This is a genomic window from Burkholderia sp. NFPP32, from assembly GCF_900119325.1.
Lineage (GTDB): Bacteria > Pseudomonadota > Gammaproteobacteria > Burkholderiales > Burkholderiaceae > Burkholderia > Burkholderia pyrrocinia_C.
Genome location: NZ_FPJP01000001.1, coordinates 763,123 through 784,733 on the forward strand (window position 1 = coordinate 763,123; position 21,611 = coordinate 784,733).

The window sequence follows — 21,611 nt, forward strand, 5'->3', positions numbered from 1 at the left end:
GGGAAGAATCAGGGCCGCACTTGCAGCCAGAACGTCACGGGGCCGTCGTTGACGAGCGACACCTGCATGTCGGCGCCGAACTCGCCCGTCTCGACGACGGGATGGCGCGCCCGCGCGGCCGCGACGAAATAGTCGAACAGCCGCGCGCCTTCATCGGGCGGCGCGGCCGGCGTGAAGCTCGGGCGCAACCCGCTGTTGGTATCGGCCGCCAGCGTGAACTGCGACACGAGCAGCAGGCCGCCTGCGCGACCCGCGCCGTCGATATTCGACACCGGGAGATTCATCTTGCCGGCCGCGTCGCTGAACACGCGGTAGCCGAGCATCTTCGCCAGCAGCTTGTCGGCCGCCGCGTCGGTGTCGCCGCGCTCCGCGCAGACCAGCGCGAGCAGGCCCGCGCCGATCTCGCCCGTCGTGCGGTCGCCGACGCGCACGTCGGCGCGCTTCACGCGCTGGATCAGCGCGATCATGCGGTCAGCGTGACGCGCGCGAAGCGACGCTTGCCGACCTGCACGACGAACTCGCCGGCCTCGACCTTCAGGCCCTTGTCCGACACGGTCGCGCCGTCGATCTTCACGCCGCCCTGCTCGATGTTGCGCAGCGCTTCGCTCGTCGACGGCACGAGGCCGGCCTGCTTCAGCAACTGGCCGATCGCCAGCGGTGCACCGGCGAGCGTGACCGACGGAATGTCGTCCGGCACGCCGCCCTTCGCGCGGTGGTTGAAGTCTTCGAGCGCACGCTCGGCGTCGGCCTGCGAATGGAAGCGCGCGACGATTTCCTGCGCGAGCAGCACCTTGAAGTCGCGCGGGTTACGGCCGCCCTCGGCTTCGCGCTTGAAGCCGACGATCTCGTCCATGCTGCGGAACGACAGCAGTTCGAAGTAACGCCACATCAGCGTGTCCGAGATGCTCATCAGCTTGCCGAACATGTCGGTCGGCTTCTCGCTGATGCCGACGTAGTTGCCCTTCGACTTCGACATCTTCTCGACGCCGTCGAGGCCTTCGAGCAGCGGCATCGTCAGGATGCACTGCTGTTCCTGGCCGTACTGCTTCTGCAGTTCGCGGCCGACCAGCAGGTTGAACTTCTGGTCGGTGCCGCCGAGTTCGAGATCGGCGTTCAGCGCGACCGAATCGTAGCCCTGCATCAGCGGGTACAGGAATTCATGGATCGAGATCGGCACGCCGCCCTGGAAGCGCTTCGTGAAGTCCTCGCGCTCGAGGATCCGCGCGACCGTGTAGCGCGACGCGAGCTTGATCATCCCGTCCGCGCCGAGCGGCATCGACCATTCGCTGTTGTAGCGGATCTCGGTCTTTTCGCGATCGAGCACGAGTGCGGCCTGCTCGAAGTAGGTCTTCGCGTTCGACTCGATCTGCTCGCGCGTGAGCGGCGGGCGCGTCGCGTTGCGGCCCGACGGATCGCCGATCAGCGACGTGAAATCGCCGATCAGGAAGATCACCGTGTGGCCGAGGTCCTGCAGCTGACGCATCTTGTTCAGCACGACCGTATGGCCGATGTGGATGTCGGGCGCGGTCGGGTCGAGGCCGAGCTTGATGCGAAGCGGCGTGCCGGTGGCCGCGCTGCGCGCGAGCTTCTGTGCGAACTCTTCCTCGATCAGCAGCTCGTCGACGCCGCGCTTCGTGACGGCGAGCGCATGCCGGACTTCGTCGGTGATCGGGAAAACGGGCTTGGAACTGGGTTCGGTGCTCATCGGTGCCAGGAAGAATGTCGCAAAAACAGGGATTTTCCCATAACTTGCGCGCGCATCGCTTAACGGCGCGTCACGTTGCGCGGATAATCGGGCGCAAGGCGCGCGGCACGGGCCCGCGCCGGACGATTCAGGAGAACCCAACGTGCCGCAACGACAGCCGCAAAATGCCCATCCGGCCGACGGCATCTACTTCGGGCTGATGTCGGGGACCAGCATGGACGGCGTCGACGGTGTCGCCGTGCGTTTCGAGGCCGGCAAGGCGCCGGCCGTGCTCGCGGAAGCGTTCGTCGGCTTCGCGCAATCGCTGCGCGACGCGCTGTTCGCGCTACAGCAGCCCGGCGACAACGAGATCGACCGCGAATCGCTCGCGGCGAACGCGCTCGTCACGCGCTACGCGGTGTGCTGCCACGAATTGCAGCGCACCGCAGGGCTGTCGCGCGACGAGATCCGCGCGATCGGCGTGCACGGCCAGACGGTGCGCCATCGCCCCGAGCGTGGCTATACGCGGCAACTCAACAACCCGGCGCTGCTCGCCGAGCTGACCCATGTCGATGTGATCGCCGACTTCCGCAGCCGCGACGTGGCCGCCGGCGGCCACGGCGCGCCGCTCGCGCCGGCGTTCCATGCGACGGTGTTCGGTGCGCCGGGCGAGACGCGCGTCGTCTGCAATCTGGGCGGGATCAGCAACATCACGATACTGCCCGGCGAAGGCGGCGACGTGCGCGGCTTCGACTGCGGTCCCGCGAATGCGCTGATCGACGCGTGGGCGACCCGCCATCTCGGCAAGCCGTATGACGAAGGCGGCAAGTTCGCCGCGCGCGGCACCGTACACGTGCCGCTGCTCGATGCGCTGCTCGACGAACCGTATTTCGCCGCGCCGCCGCCGAAAAGCACCGGACGCGACCTGTTCAATCCCGTGTGGCTCGACGCGAAGCTCGCCGCGTTCGCGCAGGTCGCGCCGGAGGACGTGCAGGCGACCCTCACGGCACTCACCGCGGTCTCGGTCGCACGGGAGATCGCGCAGCACGCACCCGGCTGCAAGGCAGTCTTCGTGTGCGGCGGCGGTGCGCGCAATCCGGTGCTGCTCGACGCGCTCCGGCACGCGCTGCGCGAGGCCGGCGTGCCGGCCACGGTCGACACGACGGCCGCGCTCGGCGTGCCGCCGCAACAGGTCGAGGCGCTCGCGTTCGCGTGGCTCGCGTACCGCTTCACGGCGCGCCAGCCCGGCAATCTCGCGACGGTCACCGGTGCGGCCGGCAACCGCGTGCTCGGCGCGCTCTATCCGGGCTGACGCAAAGCCTGCCCCCGGCAGGCGCCGCGCACGGGCATAAAAAAACGGGGCATGAAGCCCCGTTTTTCATTCCGGCGAACCGGCGCTGATCTGTCGTGCGCTCAGACCGAGAACGACGAACCGCACCCGCAGGTGGTGGTCGCGTTCGGGTTCTTGATCACGAACTGGGCGCCGTTGAGGTCGTCCTTGTAGTCGATCTCGGCGCCAACCAGATACTGGTAGCTCATCGAGTCGATCAGGAGCTGGACACCGTTCTTGTTCATCACGGTGTCGTCCTCGTTGACTTCCTCGTCGAACGTGAAGCCGTACTGGAAACCGGAGCAGCCGCCACCCTGCACGAACACGCGCAGCTTCAGGTCGGGATTGCCCTCTTCGTCGATCAGTTGCTTGACCTTGTCGGCCGCTGCGTCGGTGAAGACGAACGGAAGCGGCATTTCGGTCGTCGTTGCTGCGGATTCGGTAACAGCGTTCATTGCGAACTCTCCAAGAAGCTTTAGCCGCTATTGTAGGGCCGATCAGAAGATCGTGCTGAAGTCCATGAAATCAATAGGTTCTTGTCGATTTCATCAAACCTGCCCGTGCGAGCCGCCGCAGCACGAGCCTGGAAGCGGACATAAAAAAACCGCCAGCGCGAAAGCTGGCGGTTTTTCCGGCGGACGCCGCCCGGAAGCGGCGCGGCCATGAAGCGGAATTAACGCTTCGAGAACTGCTTGGCGCGGCGTGCCTTGCGCAGACCGACCTTCTTACGCTCGACTTCACGCGCATCGCGCGTCACGAAGCCTGCGCTCGACAGCGACGGCTTCAGCGTCGCATCGTAGTCGATCAGTGCACGGGTGATGCCGTGGCGCACTGCGCCTGCCTGACCCGTTTCACCGCCGCCGTTCACGTTCACCTTGATGTCGAACGTCTGGCCGTGGTTCGTGAGTTCCAGCGGTTGACGCACGATCATCAGCGACGTTTCGCGCGAGAAGTAGTCAGCGATGGGCTTGCCGTTGACGATGATGTCGCCCTTGCCAGCCTTGATGAAGACACGTGCGACTGCGCTCTTGCGGCGGCCCGTACCGTAGTTCCAGTTACCGATCATGTGGGTCCCCTTAGATCTCGAGCGCCTTCGGCTGTTGAGCCGAATGCGGATGCGTCGCTTCTGCGTAGACCTTCAGCTTCTTGATCATCGCGTAGCCGAGCGGGCCCTTCGGCAGCATGCCCTTGACCGCCTTCTCGAGCGCGCGGCCCGGGAAGCGTTCCTGCATCTTGCCGAACGTCGTTTCATAGATACCGCCCGGGTAGCCCGAGTGACGGTAGTACTTCTTGTCCAGCGTCTTGTTGCCCGTGACCTTCAACTTGCTCGCGTTGATGATGATGATGAAATCACCAGTGTCGACGTGCGGGGTGAACTCAGGCTTGTGCTTGCCGCGCAGACGGCGTGCCACTTCGCTGGCAACACGGCCGAGAACCTTATCCGTCGCGTCAATCACGTACCATTCGCGCGTCACCTCATGGGCTTTTGCGGAAAACGTCTTCATGATCGATCCAAAAAAAATGCTTTGCCCGATGTGTTCTTCCTGCTTGTCTGTGTGCGCTTCGAGGCGCGGTGCAGGCTCTCCCTGTTCTTTTTCCGTGGGCATGAATGCGGAAAAGCCCTGAATTATAAAGGAAATACGGCAACGCGGTCAAAGGGAATCCTCGCCCCGTGTCCGCGGCGCCCGAAATGGGCGAAAATTCGGTCGTGCCCCGACAAGCCAGGCGATCCGAGCGCCCAGGGAGGCACCCATCGACGCGCGGCACATGACCTTGCCGCGCCAGACCGGCCGAACACGGAAAACAACAAACAAGCATGATGAAACAACGACTTACGCCCTTCTTCGCGGCCGCGCTGCTGGCCGCCGCGGTGCCTGCCGTCGCCGCCCAGGTCGGCTGCGAAGCCAAGCTCGACGCGCTCGATGCGCGCATTGCCGAAGCCCGGACTGCCCATGCCGAGGATCGCGTCGCCCGCCTGCGTGCGGTGCGCGAACGCGTCCGCCACTTCTGCGCACGCGGCCACGGCCATGCGTCGGCCGTGACCGCGCCGGCACCCGACGCACGCTTGCGCGGCACGCTGCCCGACGCGACACCGCAGCCGGCCGCACGGCAGCCCGCGTAACGGATACCGGGGCGCGCAAGCCGCGCGCCGATGTTTGCATGGGACGAAAAAAAGCCCGAACGGCTGGTTCGGGCTTAATCCACCTTAGGAGGAGGGTGGAGGAGACATTCGGAGGTTGCCGCAGCGCGACAACCAATGAAGCTCATTATACGAACGCGCCGTCGGCTTCACAAGGAAATTTGCATTACGAAATCAAACACCATAATGCGGAATTTCAGGCGATCGACAGAAAAATTCAATTTCCCGTTTAAAATCAACTACATAGCCTAGACCAGAGCGAGCGAAAATAGCCCGCACCTAGAGTAAAACCCCTAAAATCAGCAGGGAAATCGCCGTTCGGCACGCTGTTGCGCGCCGCTCGCGCGGCTCCGGTACCGCACGTCGTGCACCGCATCAGCCGACCGAAGCGCTGCGGGCTACAATGCCGGATCGAATCCGAATCAGGCAACGCTGGAGTGCAAGCATGGAATGCAAAGTAAGCTGGATGGGTCAGGACGGCATGGCGTTTTCCGCCCAGACCGGAAGCGGGCATCTCGTCACGATGGACGGCGCGCCCGAAGGCGGCGGCCACAACCTCGCGCCGCGCCCGATGGAAATGGTGCTGCTCGGCACCGGCGGCTGCACGGCCTATGACGTCGTGCTGATCCTGAAGAAAAGCCGCCAGGAAGTCACCGGCTGCTCGGTCACGCTGAAGGCCGAGCGCGCGAGCGAAGACCCGAAGGTGTTCACGAAGGTGCACTTCCACTTCACCGTCACCGGCCGCAACCTGAACCCGGCCACGGTCGAACGCGCGATCAACCTGTCGCACGACAAGTACTGCTCCGCGTCGATCATGATCGCGAAGACGGCCGAACTCACGCATTCGTTCGACATCGTCGCCGCCTGAACGCACGACGCGCGCATGAAAAAAGGGCCGGCGCTCCGCAAGGAGACGCCGGCCCTTTCGCATTCGAACGGCAAAGCAGGCCGATAAGCCGGATTCTGTGCACGCTGCGCGCCGAAGCGCACAGCGCGTGGCAGCCATTCCTCTAGGCGCGCCATTGCTGACGCGCTCAAGCTTCCTACCCGCAGACGAGACGGGGGCCCCGTCCTGCATCCGAAGATGCGCGCCTGCCTACTTGGAATTGCTCCGGGTGGAGGTTACCGTGCCGGCGAACGTCGCCGTCGCCGCGGTGCGCTCTTACCGCACCGTTTCACCCTTACCTGATCCCGGCTTGCGCCGGGCCATCGGCGGTTTGCTTTCTGTTGCCCTGTTCCGCGTGTCGCCACGGATGGCCGTTAGCCATCACCCTGCCCTGTGGAGTCCGGACTTTCCTCGCCCCCGCGCGCCCGAAGGCGGCGAGGCCGCGACTGCCTAGCCTGCTTTGCGACGCGCATTCTAGCACTGCGCGCCGTCGCCGGCTGCGCGCGTGCGGCGGCCGCTGCGGAATACGGCCGGATCGTCGTAGAACGCGGCGTCGGCATTCGCGTCGCACCAGCCCGGTACGCCGAGCACCGGCAGCGGCGAGAAATCGCGGCTCGTGAACTCGCGCGTCGCGAGTTCGGCAGCGACACGCGCATCGACATGCGCAGTGCGCTGCGCGTCGGGCCACGAAAAATAGTCGGCGCTCACTTCGACGATCCACGTATGCGCAGTGCAGGACTTGTAAGGCTCGACGAGTTTCTCGAGCAGCGCATGGCCAACGAGCCGCGCTTCGCAGCGCGTGCCCCACGCGTCGCGTGCGGCGACCAGCAGCCGCGGCCAGTCGAAGCCGCGCAGCGCATCGGCGAGCGCGCGGTCGGCCGTCACGAACAGCGCGGCATTCTCGTCGAACAGCGTGAGCGCATCGCGCAGCGTGCCGCGCACGGGCCCGACGCCGCCCGCCTCGTCGATCGCGGCGGACTGGCGCGCGTTCAACGCGGCCTTGATGTGCGGATACGCGAACCAGACGAGCGCATTGAAGAAGTCGTGAAGATTGTGGCGGGTCGGCACGCCGCCGGTGTCGGCGATATGGGTCTCGTACGCGACACCGGGCGGCAGTTCGGCCTGCGGCACGAACCGCAGCGGCCTGCCGCGACCGCTGACGCGCCCGCCGTCGCGCAAAACGCCGTTCAGCGCGTCGAGCAGCGCGGCATCGCCCGCCCGTGCGACCGCCTGTGCGGCGCGGCCGGGCTCCGCGTACTGCGCAAGCCACGGCGCGGACCAGTCGATCCGCGCGAAATCCGCCGCCCCGCTGCCGGCCGTGTGGCCGGCTTCGCGCGGCGGCGCGCCGGTCACGCGAGTTTCCAGCCGATCGTCTCGCCGCCGCGCAGCGGCACGACCGGCGTGTCGCCCGCGAAGATCTCGCGCGGCAGTTCCCACGCCTCGCGGCGCAGCGTGACCGTCTCGGCGCTGCGCGGCAGCCCGTAGAAATCGGCGCCGAAGAAGCTCGCGAAGCCTTCCAGCTTGTCGAGCGCGCCGGCGTGGTCAAACGCTTCCGCATACAGTTCGAGCGCATGCAGCGCCGTGTAGCAGCCCGCGCAGCCGCACGCGGTTTCCTTCGCGCCGCGCGCATGCGGTGCGCTGTCGGTACCGAGGAAGAAGCGCGGGTTGCCCGACGTCGCGGCCTCGACCAGCGCGACGCGATGCGTCTCGCGCTTGAGCACGGGCAGGCAGTAGTAGTGCGGGCGAATCCCGCCGACGAACATCGCGTTGCGGTTGTACAGCAGGTGATGCGCGGTGATCGTCGCGCCGAGCAGGCCGGGCGCCGCGTCGGCGTCGCGCACGTAGTCGGCCGCGTCCTTCGTCGTGATGTGCTCGAACACGACCTTCAGGCCCGGGAAATCGCGGCGCAGCGGCGTCATCACGCGGTCGATGAAGACCTTCTCGCGGTCGAACAGGTCGATCGACGCATCGGTCACCTCGCCGTGCACGAGCAGCGGCATGCCCGCTTCCTGCATCGCCTCGAGCGTCTTCGCGCATTTCGCGAGATCGGTGACGCCGTGGTCGGAGTTCGTCGTAGCGCCTGCCGGATACAGCTTCACGCCGTGCACGAAGCCGCTTTCGCGCGCGCGGCGAATTTCGTCGGGCGGCGTGTTGTCGGTCAGGTACAGCGTCATCAGCGGTTCGAACGTCATCCCGGCCGGCAGCGCGGCGAGGATGCGCTCGCGATAGGCCTGCGCCTGTGCGGTGGTCGTCACCGGCGGCTTCAGGTTCGGCATGACGATCGCGCGGCCGAACTGGCGCGCGGTGTGCGGCAGCACGGCGGCCAGCATGTCGCCGTCTCGCAGGTGCAGGTGCCAGTCATCGGGACGGGCGAGCGAAAGCGTCGCCGGGGAGGAAGCGTTCGAGGCAGTCATAGGAGGCGTCGTGAGGAACGGACTGGCCATCAGCGGGGCCGGAACGCGCGTGCGCGGGCCGACTGACGGCAAACCGCAACACGAGGCCTTTGGCCAGCGGAATCCGCTTTTTACCGCTCAGGGCTCGGTGATATGCTAGAAGCCGCATTGTACCGGGGTTCGCCCGGTTCGTTACCCCCCGCTTCTGCCTGCCGCCCCAAGTAAAATGTGCCAACTCCTAGGAATGAACTGCGCCGCGCCGACGGACGTCACATTCTCCTTCACAGGTTTCGCGGCCCGGGGCGGGCTCACCGATCACCATGCCGACGGCTGGGGCATCGCGTTCTTCGAAGACAAGGCCTGCCGCCTGTTCATCGATCACCAGGCATCGGCCACGTCGCCGATCGCCGAGATGGTGAAGCGCTACCCGATCAAGTCCAAGAACACGATCGCGCACATCCGCAAGGCGACGCAAGGGCACATCCTGCTCGAGAACAGCCATCCGTTCATGCGCGAGCTGTGGGGGCGGCACTGGATCTTCGCGCATAACGGCGACCTGCAGGACTACGCGCCGAACATGGACGGCAGCGTCTACCACCCGGTCGGCACGACCGACAGCGAACAGGCTTTCTGCGTGCTGATGCAGGGGCTGCGCGAGGCATTTCCCGGCGCGCAGCCGCCGCTGCCCGAATTGTTCGAGCGCGTCGGCGAGCTCACGCGCGGCATCACCGATCACGGCGTGTTCAACTTCCTGATGTCGAACGGCCAGGCGCTGTTCGCGCACTGCTCGACGCGGCTGCACTATCTCGTGCGGCGCTGGCCGTTCTCGACCGCGCATCTCGTCGACGAAGACCTGTCGATCGACTTCGCGAAATACACGACGCCCGAGGATCGCGTCGCGGTGATCGCGACGCAGCCGCTCACCGACAACGAGGTCTGGACCGCGTTCGAGCCGGGCGAGCTGATCATGTTCCAGTGCGGCGACGTCGCCGCGCGAATGCAGATCCCGGTGCCCGAACGCGTGCTCGAGAAGCTGCGCAATCCGGCGCTCGACGCGTCGGCCTCGGCACCGCGCGAAGCGCTCGCAACCGCCGCCGACGGCGATTCCGACGACGCGATCGACTTCTGAGCGCTGCGCCGGCGCCCTTTCCGCTTTCCAATTCCCGCACGGCAAGACCGTCGTCCGCAACGTTCGGGCGTGGCGGACGATTTCGTGCGCACGCAATGCGTACGGCTTTCACCGTCGGGGAAAATCGCCTGCCGCGTGCCGGTTTCGTTGCATCCCGGCTACATTCCGGCATATCGAATCAACGCCACACGACATTCGCTTGATTTTATTAATTTCCAAGCGAAAATAACCAAAAACCGAAATAAGTAAATCCTGAAATCCGGATCACATATAATCCGGGAACCGCATTCTAACGCACCACCCCGATGCGAACCGTGCGCCACCCCACCGATCCCACAATCACGCTTCCACGCCGACAAAATCACCCAAACCCTTACCCACAAAGGCTTTCAGTTCGATTCATCACACAATCAAAAAATACCCAATGAAATCGGCATTATTGCCACATTCATTATTTTTTTGACAATCGGCCGCCCTTCCGATCATTAGACTTCCCCCATCCTCGGTGTAACGAATCACGATTGGCGCAGAAACGGCCACGGCCGCTGCACGCCCATTCAGGCCATTACTCCACCGCGGATTGCGATTTCACTGCATCGCGGTGAATACCATTTCAAAAAAGAGAGAGGGGCTTGTCGTGAATCACTCATTTCGATCGATATGGAGCGAAACCGCCGGCTGCTGGGTCGCGGTTGCGGAAACGGCACGGGCGCGCGGCAAGCGTTCGGGCGGCGAATCCGGCGCAAGCCGCGGCGCTGCACACACGGCAACACGCCGGTCGCCGCTTCGCGTCGCCGCGCTCGGCGCCGCGCTGGCCGCGCTGTCGGCCGGCTCTGCGTACGCATCGACCTGCGGCGGCGGCGCGGCCGTCGCGAGCGGCGGCACCTGCGCGCTCGGCAGTTTCAGCCCGACCGTCAACGACAACCTGGCCGGCGCAACCACCGTGTCGGGCGGCGACACGGTCGGCGTGACGGGTGCCTGGACCGGCGTCGGCGGCGACCCCGGCTACACCCTCACGCCGATCGGCAGCACGACCGTCGTCTCGGGCAACCCGAACCAGCCGCTGCTATCGCTCGGCGGCAAGACGCAGAGCATCAGCACGCCCGACTCGATCACGGGCACCCGGACGTCGGTCGCCACCTACAACTCGTCCGCGTTTTCCGCGTCGACGGCCGGCTCGACCAACGTGCCCGTCTACCATGACGTGAACGGCAGCCAGTACGTCAACACGAGGATCGGCACAGTCGACAACTCCGGCGGCACGCTGAACGTGTCGATCGGCAATCCGGCGAACGCGCCCGACGCAGCCGGCAACGCGATCTCGATGGCCGCGAAGGAGACCGACCTTACCCTCGCGGACGGCACGGGCTCCGCGAAAAGCACCGTCAACTGGAATTCGCGCAACCAGATCCGGTTCACTGCCGGCAACTATCTTGCGGACGGCGGTGCCGTCGGCAACGTCCAGCTCGACGTGCCAGCTTATGCGGGCACCTTCGCAGCATTCGACGGCAGCACATGGAAGGTCACCGACGCCGCATCGCTCGCCGCATACAACGACTTTCTCGTGCGCTCGGTGCAAAGCGGCGCGCTCGGCTCGCAGGCCGCCTACGACAACGCATTCAGCCAGGCCGTCACGTTCTCGCAGCAAACCTTTCAGTACCAGAACAACGTGTCCGCGGGCGACAAGAACACGCTGCCGATCGATTTCCTGTCGGCGATGCACGGCATGGGCGCGAACGCGACGCTGCATATCGACAAGGACGGCCAGATCGACTTCCGCGGCACCAACACGATCGTCTCGAGTTCGGCCGTCCTCGCGGAGAGCGGTGCGCACTTCATCAACGACGGGCGCCTGTCGGGCGACTTCACGCTGGTGCGCCTGCTGAGCGGCGCAAGCGGCGTCAACAACGGCACGATCTCGTCCGGCTATGCGTCCGGCGACAACTTCAACACGGCCGGCAGCGCGCAGCCGGGCAATTTCGGCTTCAACGCGTACACGGAAGGCAACGGCGTGTATGCGAACGGTGCGGGCACCTCGTTCGTCAACAACGGCATGATGAACGTCGGCGCCTGGACGCTCGACGGCAACCAGCCGGACCTGCAAAACTACGCGGTAGCCGTGACGGGCGGCGCGACGGGGTCGAACGCCGGCACGATCAACGTCGGCGTCAACGCGACGACGCTCGACAGCCAGGTGATCGGCGGCCTCGTCGCCGGCGGCAGCTTCACGAACGAAGCCGGCGGCACGATCTACCTCGGCCGCGCGGCCCAGTACAATGCCGCGTCGCCCGAGGCCGCGGCCGACGTCGCGCTGTCCGCGCACGCGTACGGCATCCTGCTCGGCGCATCGGGCACCGCGAGCAACCTCGGCACGATCGTGATCGGCTCGCAGACGCAAAACGGCGCCGCGCTGGCGAGCATCGGCTCGTCGTCCGGCACGCTGACCAACGCGGGCTCGATCATCGTCAACGGCGCGGCGCCCGGCACGCCGCTCGCGAACGTCGGCATGCTTGCGGTCGATAGCGCCGCGACCGTGACCAACACGGGCACGATCACGCTGAACGGCGTGAACGGCATCGGCATCATGGTCGTCGGGACCGGCACGAAAGCGACGGTCGTGACGTCGACCGGCACGATCGACGTGGCCGGCGGCCTCGATCCGGCATCGGGCACGCGCAACTACGGCGTCTGGGCCGAGGGGCCGCTCGCGAAGGCCACGCTCGACGGCGCGCTCAACCTGACGGGCACCGGCGCGATCGGCGTGCATGCGCGCTCGGGCGCGACGATCGACGTCGGCGCCAACGCGGTGCCGGCCTTCATGTCCGGCACGAACCAGATCGGCTTCTACGCGTATGGCGCCGGCTCGAAGATCAACGTCGCCGCGCGGCACCTCAGCGTCGACACCGACGACTCGACGCTGTTCCGTGTCGCGGGCGGCGCGACCTACACGGGCAGGTCGGCGGCCGGCACGCTGACGACCGACGTCAACGGCCAGCGTGCGCACGGCGTGCTCGCGACCGACGCCGGCACCACGCTGTCGACGGGCAACGCGATCTACAACGTCAACGGCGCGAACAGCATCGCGATCGCGGTCGAAGGCGGCGCGAAGGGCACGATCGATGCGGGCGCGACGATCAACCTGAACGCGGCCGGTGCGATCGCGGGCGTCGTCGACGGCCAGGCGCACGACCTCGCCGGCGCGAATGCCGGCGCGCCGGTCGCGACGACGCTGATCAACGACGCCGCCGTCGCGTCGTCGACGGCCGGTGTGACGGGCTTCGTCGCGCAAAACCTCGGCACGCTCGAGAACCGCGACACGGTGCTGCTGACGGGCGCCGGCTCGACGGGCGTCGTGGCCGGCGCGCTCGGCACGGTGAACAACGCGTCGACGATCCGCGTAGCCGACGGCACCGGCGCGCTCGTGCAGGGTGCGTCGGCGACGCTCGCCAACACGGGTTCGATCGAAGCCGACGACGGCATTGCAGGCGTGCGCCTGACGGGTGCCGGCGCATCGGTCGCGCTGTCGGGCGCGGGCACCGTCGTCGCGAACGGCAGCGCCGACGGCGTGCTGATCGACTCGACCGTATCGGGCGGCGGGCTCGCGGCCGGCGCGACGTCGATCGCGGTCGGCGGCTCGGGAAGCGGGATCCACAACCTCGGCACGAACACGGTGATCGCGTTGTCCGGCACGCAGGTCGCGACCACCGGCAACGGTGCCGACGGCCTCGCATCGACCGGCGCGGGCGCGCGCATCGCAACCGATGCGGCAACGGTCGTCCGCACCGCCGGCATCAGCGCGCGCGGCCTGTTCGTATCGGGCGCGGATTCGACGCTCACGGCCAACGGCACGACCGTCGCGACGACGGGCGCCGGCGCGCATGCGGTCGTCATGGACGGCGGCGCGACGGCGCTGCTGTCGGGCGCGAAAGTCACCGCATCGGGTGCCGCGGCCGACGGCGTCGTCGCGCGCAACGGCGGCCGCATCGGCGATACGGGATCGTCGATCGCCAGCGCGGCCGGCAACGGCGCGACCGCGGACAGCGGCGGTGTGCTCGCGTTGACCGGCACGACGCTCAAGGGCGCGACGGCCGGGGTGCTGACATCCGACACGCTCGCGAACGGCGCGACGAGCTCGGTGCTCGTCGACGGCGGCAGCGTGACGTCCGCCGCCGGGCCGGCATTCGCCGCGCGCGGCGGCACGGCCGACATCGCGGTGCGCAACGGCACGGTCGTGACGGCCGGCAACGGCACGCTGCTGAGCCTCGCGAACGGCAGCAACGTGACGTTCAGCGCATCGGCGGTGAACCTCGCGGGCGACATCGTCTCCGACGCGTCGAGCACCGGCAACGTGTTCCTCGCGAACGGCACGACGCTGACCGGCAAGATCGACCCGGTCGCGCTGACGATCGACGGCACGAGCACGTGGCGCATGACGGGCAGCTCGGTGCTGAGCAGCCTGAACAACGCGGGCCTGGTCGCGTTCGCCGCGCCGGCCGGCTCGCCGACGCTCACGGGCAGCTACAAGACGCTGACGACCGGCAGCTATGTCGGCAACGGCGGCACGATCGCGCTCAACACGTATCTCGGCACCGATGCATCGCCGACCGACCGGCTGATCGTGAACGGCGGCGCCGCGAGCGGCACGACCGGCCTGAAGATCGCCAACACGGCCGGCACCGGCGCGCAGACGACCGGCGACGGGATTCCCGTGGTCGTCACGGCCAACGGCGGCACGACCACCGCGTCGGCGTTCCATCTCGCGGGCCCGGTACAGGCCGGCGCATACGAATACCGGCTCTATCGCGGCGGCCAGGGCGACGCGAACGGCTGGTACCTGCGCTCGCAGCTCGATCCGACGGACCCCGGCGACCCGATCCACCCGTCCGGCGGCGGCGACGGCAACGGGAATGGCAGCGGCGGCACGCTCGCGTACCGCCCGGGCGTCGCCGGTTATGCGCTGACGCCGCTGCTGAACGCCGACTACGGCTTCTCGACGCTCGGCAAGCTGCACGAGCGCGTCGGCGACATCTACAACCTCGGCAAGCAGCAGCCCGGCAACCGCGATGGCGTGTGGGGGCGCATCGGCGGCCAGAGCCTCGATGCGGACGCGGGCCGCTTCGCGGCCGACGAGCGCACGTTCTTCGCGCAGTTCGGCAAGGACTGGACGCTCGCTCAGGCGCCCGGCGGCAGCAGCACGCATGCGGGCGTGACGGCCAGCATCGGCGTGTCGAACGCGAGCTCCAGCGACATGGCGCGCGCCGGCTCGCCGAACCTGTCGACGTCGACGGGCTCGGTCGAGATGCATGCGCAGAGCGTCGGCGGCTACTGGACGCGCTACCTGACGGACGGCACGTACTTCGACAGCGTCGGGCAGGTCACGCACTACGGCAACCGCTATCGCGACAGCTACGGCAACGAGGCGTCGCAGAACGGCTTCGGCATCGCGCTGTCGCAGGAGGTCGGCAAGCCGTTCGGCATCGGCGGCACGCCGATCGCGATCGAGCCGCAGGCGCAACTGATGTACCAGTACCTGAAGCTCAACGGGTTCAACGACAACGTGTCGGCCGTGTCGGGCACGACGACGCATGCGCTGCGCGGCCGCGTCGGCGTGCGCATCTTCCGGCCGAACCTCGAGGCGGGCTCGGGCGGCGGCGCCGCGACGCCGTACTTCACGGCCGACGTGCTGCACGACTTCCTGTCGCCCGGCCAGACCGTGGTCGGCGGCACGCCGTTCGCGACGCATCTCGGCCGCACGTGGTACGAGCTCGGCGTCGGCGTGACCGCGGGCTTCGGCAAGTCGGGCGAGCTGTACGCGAACGCGAAGATCGCGCGCAACATCGGCGGCGCGTACCGGCGCGGGGTCGTCGGGCAGGTCGGCTACCGGTATAGCTGGTAACGGCGGACGAAAAAAAACCGCCCGGCGCTGGGCCGGGCGGTTTCGCATTGGCGCGCGTGAAACGCTCAGTGCAGGATCTTCGCGAGGAAGTCCTTCGCGCGTTCCGATTTCGGATTCGAGAAGAAATCGTCCTTGCGGTCGTCCTCGACGATCGCGCCCTTGTCCATGAAGATCACGCGATGCGCGACCTTCTTCGCGAAGCCCATCTCGTGCGTGACGACCATCATCGTCATCCCTTCCTGCGCGAGTTCGACCATCACGTCGAGCACTTCGTTGATCATCTCCGGATCGAGCGCGGACGTCGGCTCGTCGAACAGCATCGCGATCGGGTCCATCGACAGCGCGCGCGCGATCGCGACACGCTGCTGCTGGCCGCCCGACAGCTGGCCCGGATACTTGTGCGCATGCGCCTTCAGGCCGACGCGATCGAGCAGCTTCATGCCCTTGTCGGCCGCCTCGTCCTTGCCGCGGCCGAGCACCTTGATCTGCGCGAGCGTCAGGTTCTCGGTGATCGACAGGTGCGGAAACAGCTCGAAATGCTGGAACACCATCCCGACCTTCGAGCGCAGCTTCGACAGGTTCGTCTTCTTGTCGCCGACCGACTGGCCGTTCACGAGGATCTCGCCCTGCTGAAACGGCTCGAGACCGTTGACGGTCTTGATCAGCGTCGACTTGCCGGAGCCCGACGGGCCGCACACGACGACCACTTCGCCTTTCTTGACCTCGGTCGTGCAGTCGGTGAGAACCTGAAACTGGCCGTACCACTTGGAAACGTTCTTGATGGAAATCATCGTGTGACCTTTTTCTGGAGACTCTTGACGAGAACAGACGCCAACGAGCAAATCACGAAATAGCATGCGCCGGCGAACAGGACCATCTCGACGGTCGTGCCGTCGCGATCGCCGACATTGGCGGCCGTGCGGAAGAAGTCCGCGAGACTGATCACGTACACGAGCGACGTATCCTGGAACAGGACGATCGCCTGCGTGAGCAGCAGCGGCACCATCGCGCGGAACGCCTGCGGCAGGATCACGAGGCGCATCGCGTGCGAGTAGTTCATGCCGAGCGCGAACGCGGCGTTCACCTGCCCGCGCGGCACCGACTGGATGCCGGCGCGGATGATCTCGGAATAATACGCGGCTTCGAACAGCGAGAACGCGACCATCGCCGACGCGAGGCGGATGTCGATCGTCGGCGACAACCCGAGCACGCCCTGCAGCAGCTGCGGCACGATCAGGAAGAACCACAGCAGCACCATCACGAGCGGGATCGAGCGGAACACCGTCACGTAGCCCTGCGCGAACCACGCGAGCGGCTTGACGCCCGACAGCCGCATCAGCGCCAGCAGCGTGCCCCACACGATCCCGACGACGATCGCGATCAGCGTGATCTGCAGCGTGACGATCGCACCCGTCCACAGCGTCGGCAGCGCGCCGGGAATACTACTCCAGTCGAACTGATGCATCACTTGCCTCCGATATAGCCGGGCAGCCGCGTACGGCCTTCGATCCAGCGCATGAGCGACATCACGACGAGGTTGATCAGCACGTACGCGAGCGTGACCGCGATGAACGACTCATAGGTCTGCGCGGTGTAGTCGACGAGCTGGCGCGCCTGCGCGGACAGGTCGAGCAGGCCGATCGTCGACGCGACGGCGGAGTTCTTGAAGATGTTCAGGAATTCCGACGTGAGCGGCGGCACGATGATCCGGTACGCAACGGGCAGCAGCACATAGCGGTACGTCTGCCATTGCGTGAAGCCCATCGCGAGGCCCGCGGCGCGCTGGCCCTTCGGCAGCGCGTTGATCCCCGAGCGCACCTGTTCGCACACGCGCGCGCCCGTGAACAGGCCGAGACAGACGATCGACGCGGTAAAGAACTGCGTGCCGGGCGGCAACTGCTTGATCCAGGTGCCGATCGATGCGGGCAGCAGTTCGGGTATCACGAGATACCAGATGAAGAACTGCACGATCAGCGGAATGTTCCGGAAGATCGACACGTACGCGGTACCGAGCGCGGATAGCCATTTGTTCGGCACCGTGCGCAGCACGCCGAACAGCGAGCCGACGATCAGCGCGATGACCCAGGCGGCGAGCGACACTTCGATCGTCACCCGGAAGCCGGACATCAGCCATCCGAAATAAGTCGTCGGCTCGCCGGTCGACACGGGGCTCAGGAAGATGCCCCAGTTCCAGTGGTAAGACATGGGCAAGACTCCAGCAAAAAGAAACGGAAGAAGCGTGGCCTCTTCCGTCTCATTAGCGTCATTTCTGCATCAACGGCCGTGCGGTCAGTCGAGTGCCTTGTCGTTCGGGTTCGCGTACAGCTTCTTCATCGAATCGGACAGCGGGAAGTTCAGGTTCAGCCCCTTCGGCGGGATCGGGTTCTCGAACCACTTCGCGTAGATCTTCGCGGCTTCGCCCGACTTCTCGACTTGCGAGATCGCGTCGTCGACGACCTTCTTGAAGTCCGCGTCGCCCTTGCGCATCATGCAGCCGTACGCTTCTTCCGATTGCGGCGTGCCGACGATCACCCACTCGCCCGGCTGCTTCGCCTTCGCGCGCTCGCCCGCGAGCAGCGCATCATCCATCATGAACGCAACCGCGCGGCCCGATTCCAGCGTGTTGAACGAATCGCCGTGATCCTTCGCGCTGATGATGTTCATGCCGAGCTGCTTGTCGTTGTTCATCTTGCGCAGCAGGCGCTCCGACGTCGTGCCGGCGGTGGTCACGACCGTCTTGCCCTTCAGGTCCGCGAAATCCTTGACGCCCGAATCCTTCTTCGTCATCAGGCGCGTGCCGATCACGAAGATCGTGTCGGAGAACGCAGCTTGCTGCTGGCGCTCGGTGTTGTTGGTCGTCGAGCCGCACTCGATGTCGACCGTGCCGTTCTGCACCAGCGGAATACGGTTCTGCGACGTGACCGGGATGTTCTTCACCTGCAGGTTCGGCAGGTTCAGCTTCTTCTTCACCGCGTCGACCACCTTCATCTGGAAGTCGCGCGAATAGCCGACCACCTGCTGGCTCTGGTCGTAGTAGGAGAACGGAATCGACGATTCGCGGTGGCCCAGCGCGATCACGCCCGTGTCCTTGATCTTCTTCAGCGTGCCCGTCTCCTGTGCTTGCGCGCCGCTTGCGAACGCGCACAGCGCCGCGACCATCAGGACTGCCTTGTGGTATTTCATTTTGGTCATCTCCTTGGCTAAAACCCGCGCCAGTGTATCAAAGTAATATTTTTGAAAGTACTGGTTGTTTACCGAACTACGAATCGCGCTGTCCGGCGCCTTCCTCCCGGCTCCGGGCACCCTTTCCGCGCCCCAATGCGCGCGCGGGCGGCACCGGATTCGGCACCGCCCGCGAGGGTTCATGCACGCAATCGGATGGATTGCGTCATGGCTAGATGATAGTCAATGATCAGGGGTAGAGGCCGCGCATTTCGCGCGCCATCAGGATGCGCGTGCACGCGACGATGAACGCCGCCGTACGCACCGTCACCTTGTGCTCTTCCGCGACCGCCCACACGCCGGCGAACGCTTCGCGCATCACACGCTCGAGACGGTGGTTGATCTCGTCTTCCGTCCAGAAGAAGCTCGAGAAATCCTGCACCCACTCGAAGTACGACACGGTCACGCCGCCCGCGTTCGCGATCACGTCGGGGATCACGAGCACGCCGTTCGCGCTCAGGATGTCGTCCGCCGCCGTCGTCGTCGGGCCGTTCGCGCCTTCGACGACGATCTTCGTGCGGATCTTCGCCGCGTTCTTCTCGGTGATCTGGTTTTCCAGTGCCGCCGGGATCAGGATGTCGGTCTCGACCGTCCAGAACTCGTCGTTCGGCATCGGCTCCGCGCCTTCGAAGCCCGCGACGCCGCCCGTGCGTGCGACGTGGTCGAGCAGCTTGTTCGAATCGAGGCCGGCCGGCCGGTAGATCGTGCCCGTGTGATCCTGCACCGCGATCACCTTCGCGCCCGCTTCCTGGAACAGCTTCGCCGCGATGCCGCCGACGTTGCCGAAGCCCTGCACCGCGATGCGCGCGCCTTCGATCTCGAGGCCCTTCTTCTTCGCCGCTTCGCAGCCGACGACGAACACGCCGCGGCCCGTCGCTTCCTTGCGGCCGAGCGAACCGCCGAGCGCGATCGGCTTGCCGGTCACGACGCCGGTCGACGTCTGGCCCTGGTTCATCGAGAAGGTGTCCATCATCCACGCCATCACCTGTTCGTTGGTGTTGACGTCCGGCGCCGGAATGTCGGTGTTCGGGCCGATGATGATGCCGATTTCGCTGGTGTAGCGGCGCGTCACGCGCTCGAGCTCACCGCGCGACAGCTTGCGCGGGTCGACGCGGATGCCGCCCTTCGCACCGCCGTACGGCACGTTCACGGCCGCGTTCTTCACCGACATCCATGCGGACAGCGCCATCACTTCCGACAGCGTCACGTCCTGGTGGTAGCGCACGCCGCCCTTGCCCGGGCCGCGCGACACGTTGTGCTGCACGCGATAGCCCTCGAAGTGCGCGACGGTACCGTTGTCGAGCTCGATCGGCACATCGACGATCAGGATGCGCTTCGGGCGCTTCAGCGTTTCGAGCCAGCGCGACAGCGAGCCGAGATACGGCGCGACGCGATCGACTTGCTGAAGATAGTTGCCCCACGGGCCGAGATCGTCGGCGTGCAGGTAGGACGGGATGGACTGCAATTGCGAAGACATGGATGCTCCAACGGTCAACAGGTGCGCACATTGTCGAAAAACCCGTTTTTTTTATCCAATGCCGTTTGCTTATTCGATTATGCGTTTCTTGCATGATCGCGATTTTTCGCAAATCTGCGGTCGATTTGCGCAAGAACGCACGCGATCGGCCGTGCATCGCATCCGCGAACAATCGCGTTGCCCGCGCGCGGGCCGGCCGCCGGACAGCCGTCCGACAGGCGCGGCAAGCCCGCCGTCAGCCGGTCGCGGTCGATCGTGCGCAGTCGCCGATTGCTAGCCGGTTGCTAACCGGCGGTCTCGCGCAGTTCGTCGCGCACGACCTCCCACAGCGCGCGCACGAGCTTCTGCCGCGGATCGTCGCCCTGCAGCGCGAGCTTGTCGCAATACAGCCGGATCTCCATCGTCAGCGTGAACGGATGCGCGCCGCCGCGCGCCGCACGGTCGAGCCGGATCAGCCGGCCGCTCGCGACCGCGTCCTCGACCGCGCTGTGCGGCAGGAACGCGACGCCGTGCCCCGCGAGCGCCATCGCCTTCAGCCCTTCGGCCATGTCGGTTTCGTAGACGCGATCGAGGAACAGCCGCGTCGGCGCGTTCGCGATGATGACTTCCGTCATCCGGCCGAGATACGCGTTCGGTGTATACGACAGGTACGGCACGCGCGCGTCGGCCGTGCCGGGCAGCGTATAGCGCGGCCGGCCCGCGCGGCCGGGCGCCGAGAACGGGCTGATCGGCTCGCTGCCGAGGATCAGCATGTCGTAGCGCGCCGGATCGAGCGCGACCGGGTGGCTCGGGTGGTGGTAGCCCATCACGAGATCGCAGCCGCCCTCGACGAGCGACAGCACGGCGTCGTGCACGTTCAGCGCGCGCAGCCGTGTGTGGACCTGGCCCATCTTCGCCTCGATCCGCTGCAGCCAGCGCGGGAAATACGTGAGCGACAGCGTGTGCGGCACCGCGAACTCGATCGTCGGCACCGGCGCGCCGACGTGGCCGCGCAACAGCGTCCTCGCCTCGTGCGCCTGCGACAGCATCGTCAGCGCCTGCTCGTAGAAGATCTGCCCGGCCTGCGTGAGCCGCGTCGGATAGACCGAACGGTCGATCAGTTCGGTCGCGAGCCACGCTTCGAGCGCCTGGATGCGCCGCGAAAACGCCGGCTGCGATACGTGCCGCAGTTCGGCGGACCGGCTAAAGCTGCGCGTTTCCGCGAGCGAAACGAAGTCTTCTAGCCATTTCAGTTCCATGCAGGCGGGCGCGGCGGGCGGCGGTCGGGAAGAAGCCTGCATTCTACCGGCGGGCGGGCCCGGCCGGCGGCGGCGCGCCCGGCCCGGCGGCCCGCTGCGCACCGGCTCCGGGGCGGCGTCGGCACGCGGCGGCGCCCGCCGGCTGCGCGCGGCCGGGATCGTCGCGCGCCGATGGTAAAATGCCGGATTCTCCCTCCCCTCGCTCGACCCGGCCCC

18 protein-coding genes and 1 other RNA gene are annotated in these 21,611 nt (G+C 66.5%); 5 read left to right on the forward strand and 14 right to left on the reverse strand.

Annotated features, from left to right (window positions below; all coding sequences use genetic code 11):
* Window positions 1-8 precede the first annotated feature (8 nt).
* Together dtd and tyrS are read right to left on the reverse strand one after the other, a co-directional pair.
* Complete coding sequence (gene dtd, locus BT264_RS03600; protein ID WP_034182741.1) at window positions 9-467, reverse strand: D-aminoacyl-tRNA deacylase; 459 nt, start codon at window positions 465-467, stop codon at window positions 9-11.
* Window positions 464-1,705, reverse strand: a complete 1,242-nt coding sequence (gene tyrS, locus BT264_RS03605; protein ID WP_034182740.1) for a tyrosine--tRNA ligase — start codon at window positions 1,703-1,705, stop codon at window positions 464-466. The genes dtd and tyrS overlap by 4 nt, the downstream gene beginning before the upstream one ends.
* A 142-nt stretch (window positions 1,706-1,847) precedes the next feature.
* Here tyrS and BT264_RS03610 point away from each other — a divergent pair, with 142 nt between their 5' ends.
* Entirely contained in the window at window positions 1,848-2,996 is a 1,149-nt protein-coding gene (locus tag BT264_RS03610; RefSeq protein WP_072436313.1) for an anhydro-N-acetylmuramic acid kinase, read from the forward strand.
* Window positions 2,997-3,097: 101 nt separating this feature from the next.
* Here the strand turns inward: BT264_RS03610 and erpA are convergent, their stop codons facing one another.
* From erpA to rplM, 3 genes are all read right to left on the reverse strand, one after another.
* On the reverse strand, window positions 3,098-3,469 hold the full coding sequence (gene erpA / locus BT264_RS03615; RefSeq protein WP_072436314.1) for an iron-sulfur cluster insertion protein ErpA: 372 nt from the start codon (window positions 3,467-3,469) through the stop codon (window positions 3,098-3,100).
* Window positions 3,470-3,687: 218 nt separating this feature from the next.
* On the reverse strand, window positions 3,688-4,080 hold the full coding sequence (gene rpsI / locus BT264_RS03620; RefSeq protein WP_006476904.1) for a 30S ribosomal protein S9: 393 nt from the start codon (window positions 4,078-4,080) through the stop codon (window positions 3,688-3,690).
* A 10-nt stretch (window positions 4,081-4,090) separates the two neighbouring features.
* Window positions 4,091-4,519, reverse strand: coding sequence for a 50S ribosomal protein L13 (gene rplM, locus BT264_RS03625; protein ID WP_009687896.1), 429 nt, complete (start codon window positions 4,517-4,519; stop codon window positions 4,091-4,093).
* A 311-nt stretch (window positions 4,520-4,830) separates the two neighbouring features.
* Here rplM and BT264_RS03630 point away from each other — a divergent pair, with 311 nt between their 5' ends.
* A complete protein-coding gene (locus BT264_RS03630) occupies window positions 4,831-5,136 on the forward strand; it encodes a DUF1090 family protein (RefSeq protein WP_072436315.1) in 306 nt (101 codons plus the stop codon).
* Between the two features lie 421 nt (window positions 5,137-5,557).
* On the forward strand, window positions 5,558-6,022 hold the full coding sequence (locus tag BT264_RS03635; RefSeq protein WP_072436316.1) for an OsmC family protein: 465 nt from the start codon (window positions 5,558-5,560) through the stop codon (window positions 6,020-6,022).
* Between the two features lie 68 nt (window positions 6,023-6,090).
* Here BT264_RS03635 and rnpB read toward each other — a convergent pair.
* The 3 genes from rnpB to pyrC all read right to left on the reverse strand — a co-directional run bounded on the left by rnpB (window position 6,091) and on the right by pyrC (window position 8,454).
* Window positions 6,091-6,502, reverse strand: an RNA gene (gene rnpB / locus BT264_RS03640) — RNase P RNA component class A.
* Window positions 6,503-6,514: 12 nt separating this feature from the next.
* A complete protein-coding gene (locus tag BT264_RS03645) occupies window positions 6,515-7,393 on the reverse strand; it encodes a DUF3025 domain-containing protein (protein ID WP_072436317.1) in 879 nt (292 codons plus the stop codon).
* Window positions 7,390-8,454: a dihydroorotase gene (pyrC, locus tag BT264_RS03650; protein ID WP_072436318.1), complete on the reverse strand. Its 1,065-nt coding sequence runs from the start codon at window positions 8,452-8,454 to the stop codon at window positions 7,390-7,392. Before pyrC ends, BT264_RS03645 begins: the two co-directional genes overlap by 4 nt.
* Window positions 8,455-8,659: 205 nt before the next feature.
* Here pyrC and BT264_RS03655 point away from each other — a divergent pair, with 205 nt between their 5' ends.
* Together BT264_RS03655 and BT264_RS03660 are read left to right on the forward strand one after the other, a co-directional pair.
* Window positions 8,660-9,562: a class II glutamine amidotransferase gene (locus BT264_RS03655; RefSeq protein WP_072436319.1), complete on the forward strand. Its 903-nt coding sequence runs from the start codon at window positions 8,660-8,662 to the stop codon at window positions 9,560-9,562.
* 637 nt (window positions 9,563-10,199) lie between these two features.
* Window positions 10,200-15,458, forward strand: a complete 5,259-nt coding sequence (locus tag BT264_RS03660; RefSeq protein ID WP_072436320.1) for an autotransporter outer membrane beta-barrel domain-containing protein — start codon at window positions 10,200-10,202, stop codon at window positions 15,456-15,458.
* A 65-nt stretch (window positions 15,459-15,523) separates the two neighbouring features.
* Here BT264_RS03660 and BT264_RS03665 read toward each other — a convergent pair whose 3' ends face one another.
* From BT264_RS03665 to BT264_RS03690, 6 genes are all read right to left on the reverse strand, one after another.
* A complete protein-coding gene (locus BT264_RS03665) occupies window positions 15,524-16,249 on the reverse strand; it encodes an amino acid ABC transporter ATP-binding protein (protein WP_034182731.1) in 726 nt (241 codons plus the stop codon).
* The gene (gene gltK, locus BT264_RS03670) at window positions 16,246-16,923 is read right to left on the reverse strand and encodes a glutamate/aspartate ABC transporter permease GltK (protein WP_072436321.1); all 678 of its coding nucleotides are present in this window, start codon (window positions 16,921-16,923) and stop codon (window positions 16,246-16,248) included. The genes BT264_RS03665 and gltK overlap by 4 nt, the downstream gene beginning before the upstream one ends.
* The gene (locus BT264_RS03675) at window positions 16,923-17,663 is read right to left on the reverse strand and encodes an amino acid ABC transporter permease (protein ID WP_072436322.1); all 741 of its coding nucleotides are present in this window, start codon (window positions 17,661-17,663) and stop codon (window positions 16,923-16,925) included. The genes gltK and BT264_RS03675 overlap by 1 nt, the downstream gene beginning before the upstream one ends.
* A gap of 84 nt (window positions 17,664-17,747) precedes the next feature.
* The gene (locus tag BT264_RS03680) at window positions 17,748-18,641 is read right to left on the reverse strand and encodes a glutamate/aspartate ABC transporter substrate-binding protein (RefSeq protein WP_072436441.1); all 894 of its coding nucleotides are present in this window, start codon (window positions 18,639-18,641) and stop codon (window positions 17,748-17,750) included.
* A 229-nt stretch (window positions 18,642-18,870) separates the two neighbouring features.
* Window positions 18,871-20,157 (reverse strand): Glu/Leu/Phe/Val family dehydrogenase, encoded by a 1,287-nt coding sequence (locus BT264_RS03685; protein ID WP_034182728.1) that lies wholly within the window; start codon window positions 20,155-20,157, stop codon window positions 18,871-18,873.
* A 284-nt stretch (window positions 20,158-20,441) separates the two neighbouring features.
* A complete protein-coding gene (locus BT264_RS03690) occupies window positions 20,442-21,395 on the reverse strand; it encodes a LysR substrate-binding domain-containing protein (protein WP_072436323.1) in 954 nt (317 codons plus the stop codon).
* Between the last annotated feature and the right edge of the window lie 216 nt (window positions 21,396-21,611).

What these genes read in the sequence shown, in the direction of transcription:
- BT264_RS03630 (WP_072436315.1), top strand. Translation starts at nt 4,831, where the DNA reads ATGATGAAACAACGACTTACGCCCTTCTTCGCGGCCGCGCTGCTGGCC.
- BT264_RS03635 (WP_072436316.1), top strand. Translation starts at nt 5,558, where the DNA reads ATGCCGGATCGAATCCGAATCAGGCAACGCTGGAGTGCAAGCATGGAA.
- BT264_RS03655 (WP_072436319.1), top strand. Translation starts at nt 8,660, where the DNA reads ATGTGCCAACTCCTAGGAATGAACTGCGCCGCGCCGACGGACGTCACA.
- BT264_RS03675 (WP_072436322.1), bottom strand. Translation starts at nt 17,663, where the DNA reads ATGTCTTACCACTGGAACTGGGGCATCTTCCTGAGCCCCGTGTCGACC.
- dtd (WP_034182741.1), bottom strand. Translation starts at nt 467, where the DNA reads ATGATCGCGCTGATCCAGCGCGTGAAGCGCGCCGACGTGCGCGTCGGC.
- rplM (WP_009687896.1), bottom strand. Translation starts at nt 4,519, where the DNA reads ATGAAGACGTTTTCCGCAAAAGCCCATGAGGTGACGCGCGAATGGTAC.
- tyrS (WP_034182740.1), bottom strand. Translation starts at nt 1,705, where the DNA reads ATGAGCACCGAACCCAGTTCCAAGCCCGTTTTCCCGATCACCGACGAA.
- erpA (WP_072436314.1), bottom strand. Translation starts at nt 3,469, where the DNA reads ATGAACGCTGTTACCGAATCCGCAGCAACGACGACCGAAATGCCGCTT.
- BT264_RS03685 (WP_034182728.1), bottom strand. Translation starts at nt 20,157, where the DNA reads ATGTCTTCGCAATTGCAGTCCATCCCGTCCTACCTGCACGCCGACGAT.
- BT264_RS03665 (WP_034182731.1), bottom strand. Translation starts at nt 16,249, where the DNA reads ATGATTTCCATCAAGAACGTTTCCAAGTGGTACGGCCAGTTTCAGGTT.
- BT264_RS03680 (WP_072436441.1), bottom strand. Translation starts at nt 18,641, where the DNA reads ATGAAATACCACAAGGCAGTCCTGATGGTCGCGGCGCTGTGCGCGTTC.
- rpsI (WP_006476904.1), bottom strand. Translation starts at nt 4,080, where the DNA reads ATGATCGGTAACTGGAACTACGGTACGGGCCGCCGCAAGAGCGCAGTC.
- pyrC (WP_072436318.1), bottom strand. Translation starts at nt 8,454, where the DNA reads ATGACTGCCTCGAACGCTTCCTCCCCGGCGACGCTTTCGCTCGCCCGT.
- BT264_RS03690 (WP_072436323.1), bottom strand. Translation starts at nt 21,395, where the DNA reads ATGGAACTGAAATGGCTAGAAGACTTCGTTTCGCTCGCGGAAACGCGC.
- gltK (WP_072436321.1), bottom strand. Translation starts at nt 16,923, where the DNA reads ATGCATCAGTTCGACTGGAGTAGTATTCCCGGCGCGCTGCCGACGCTG.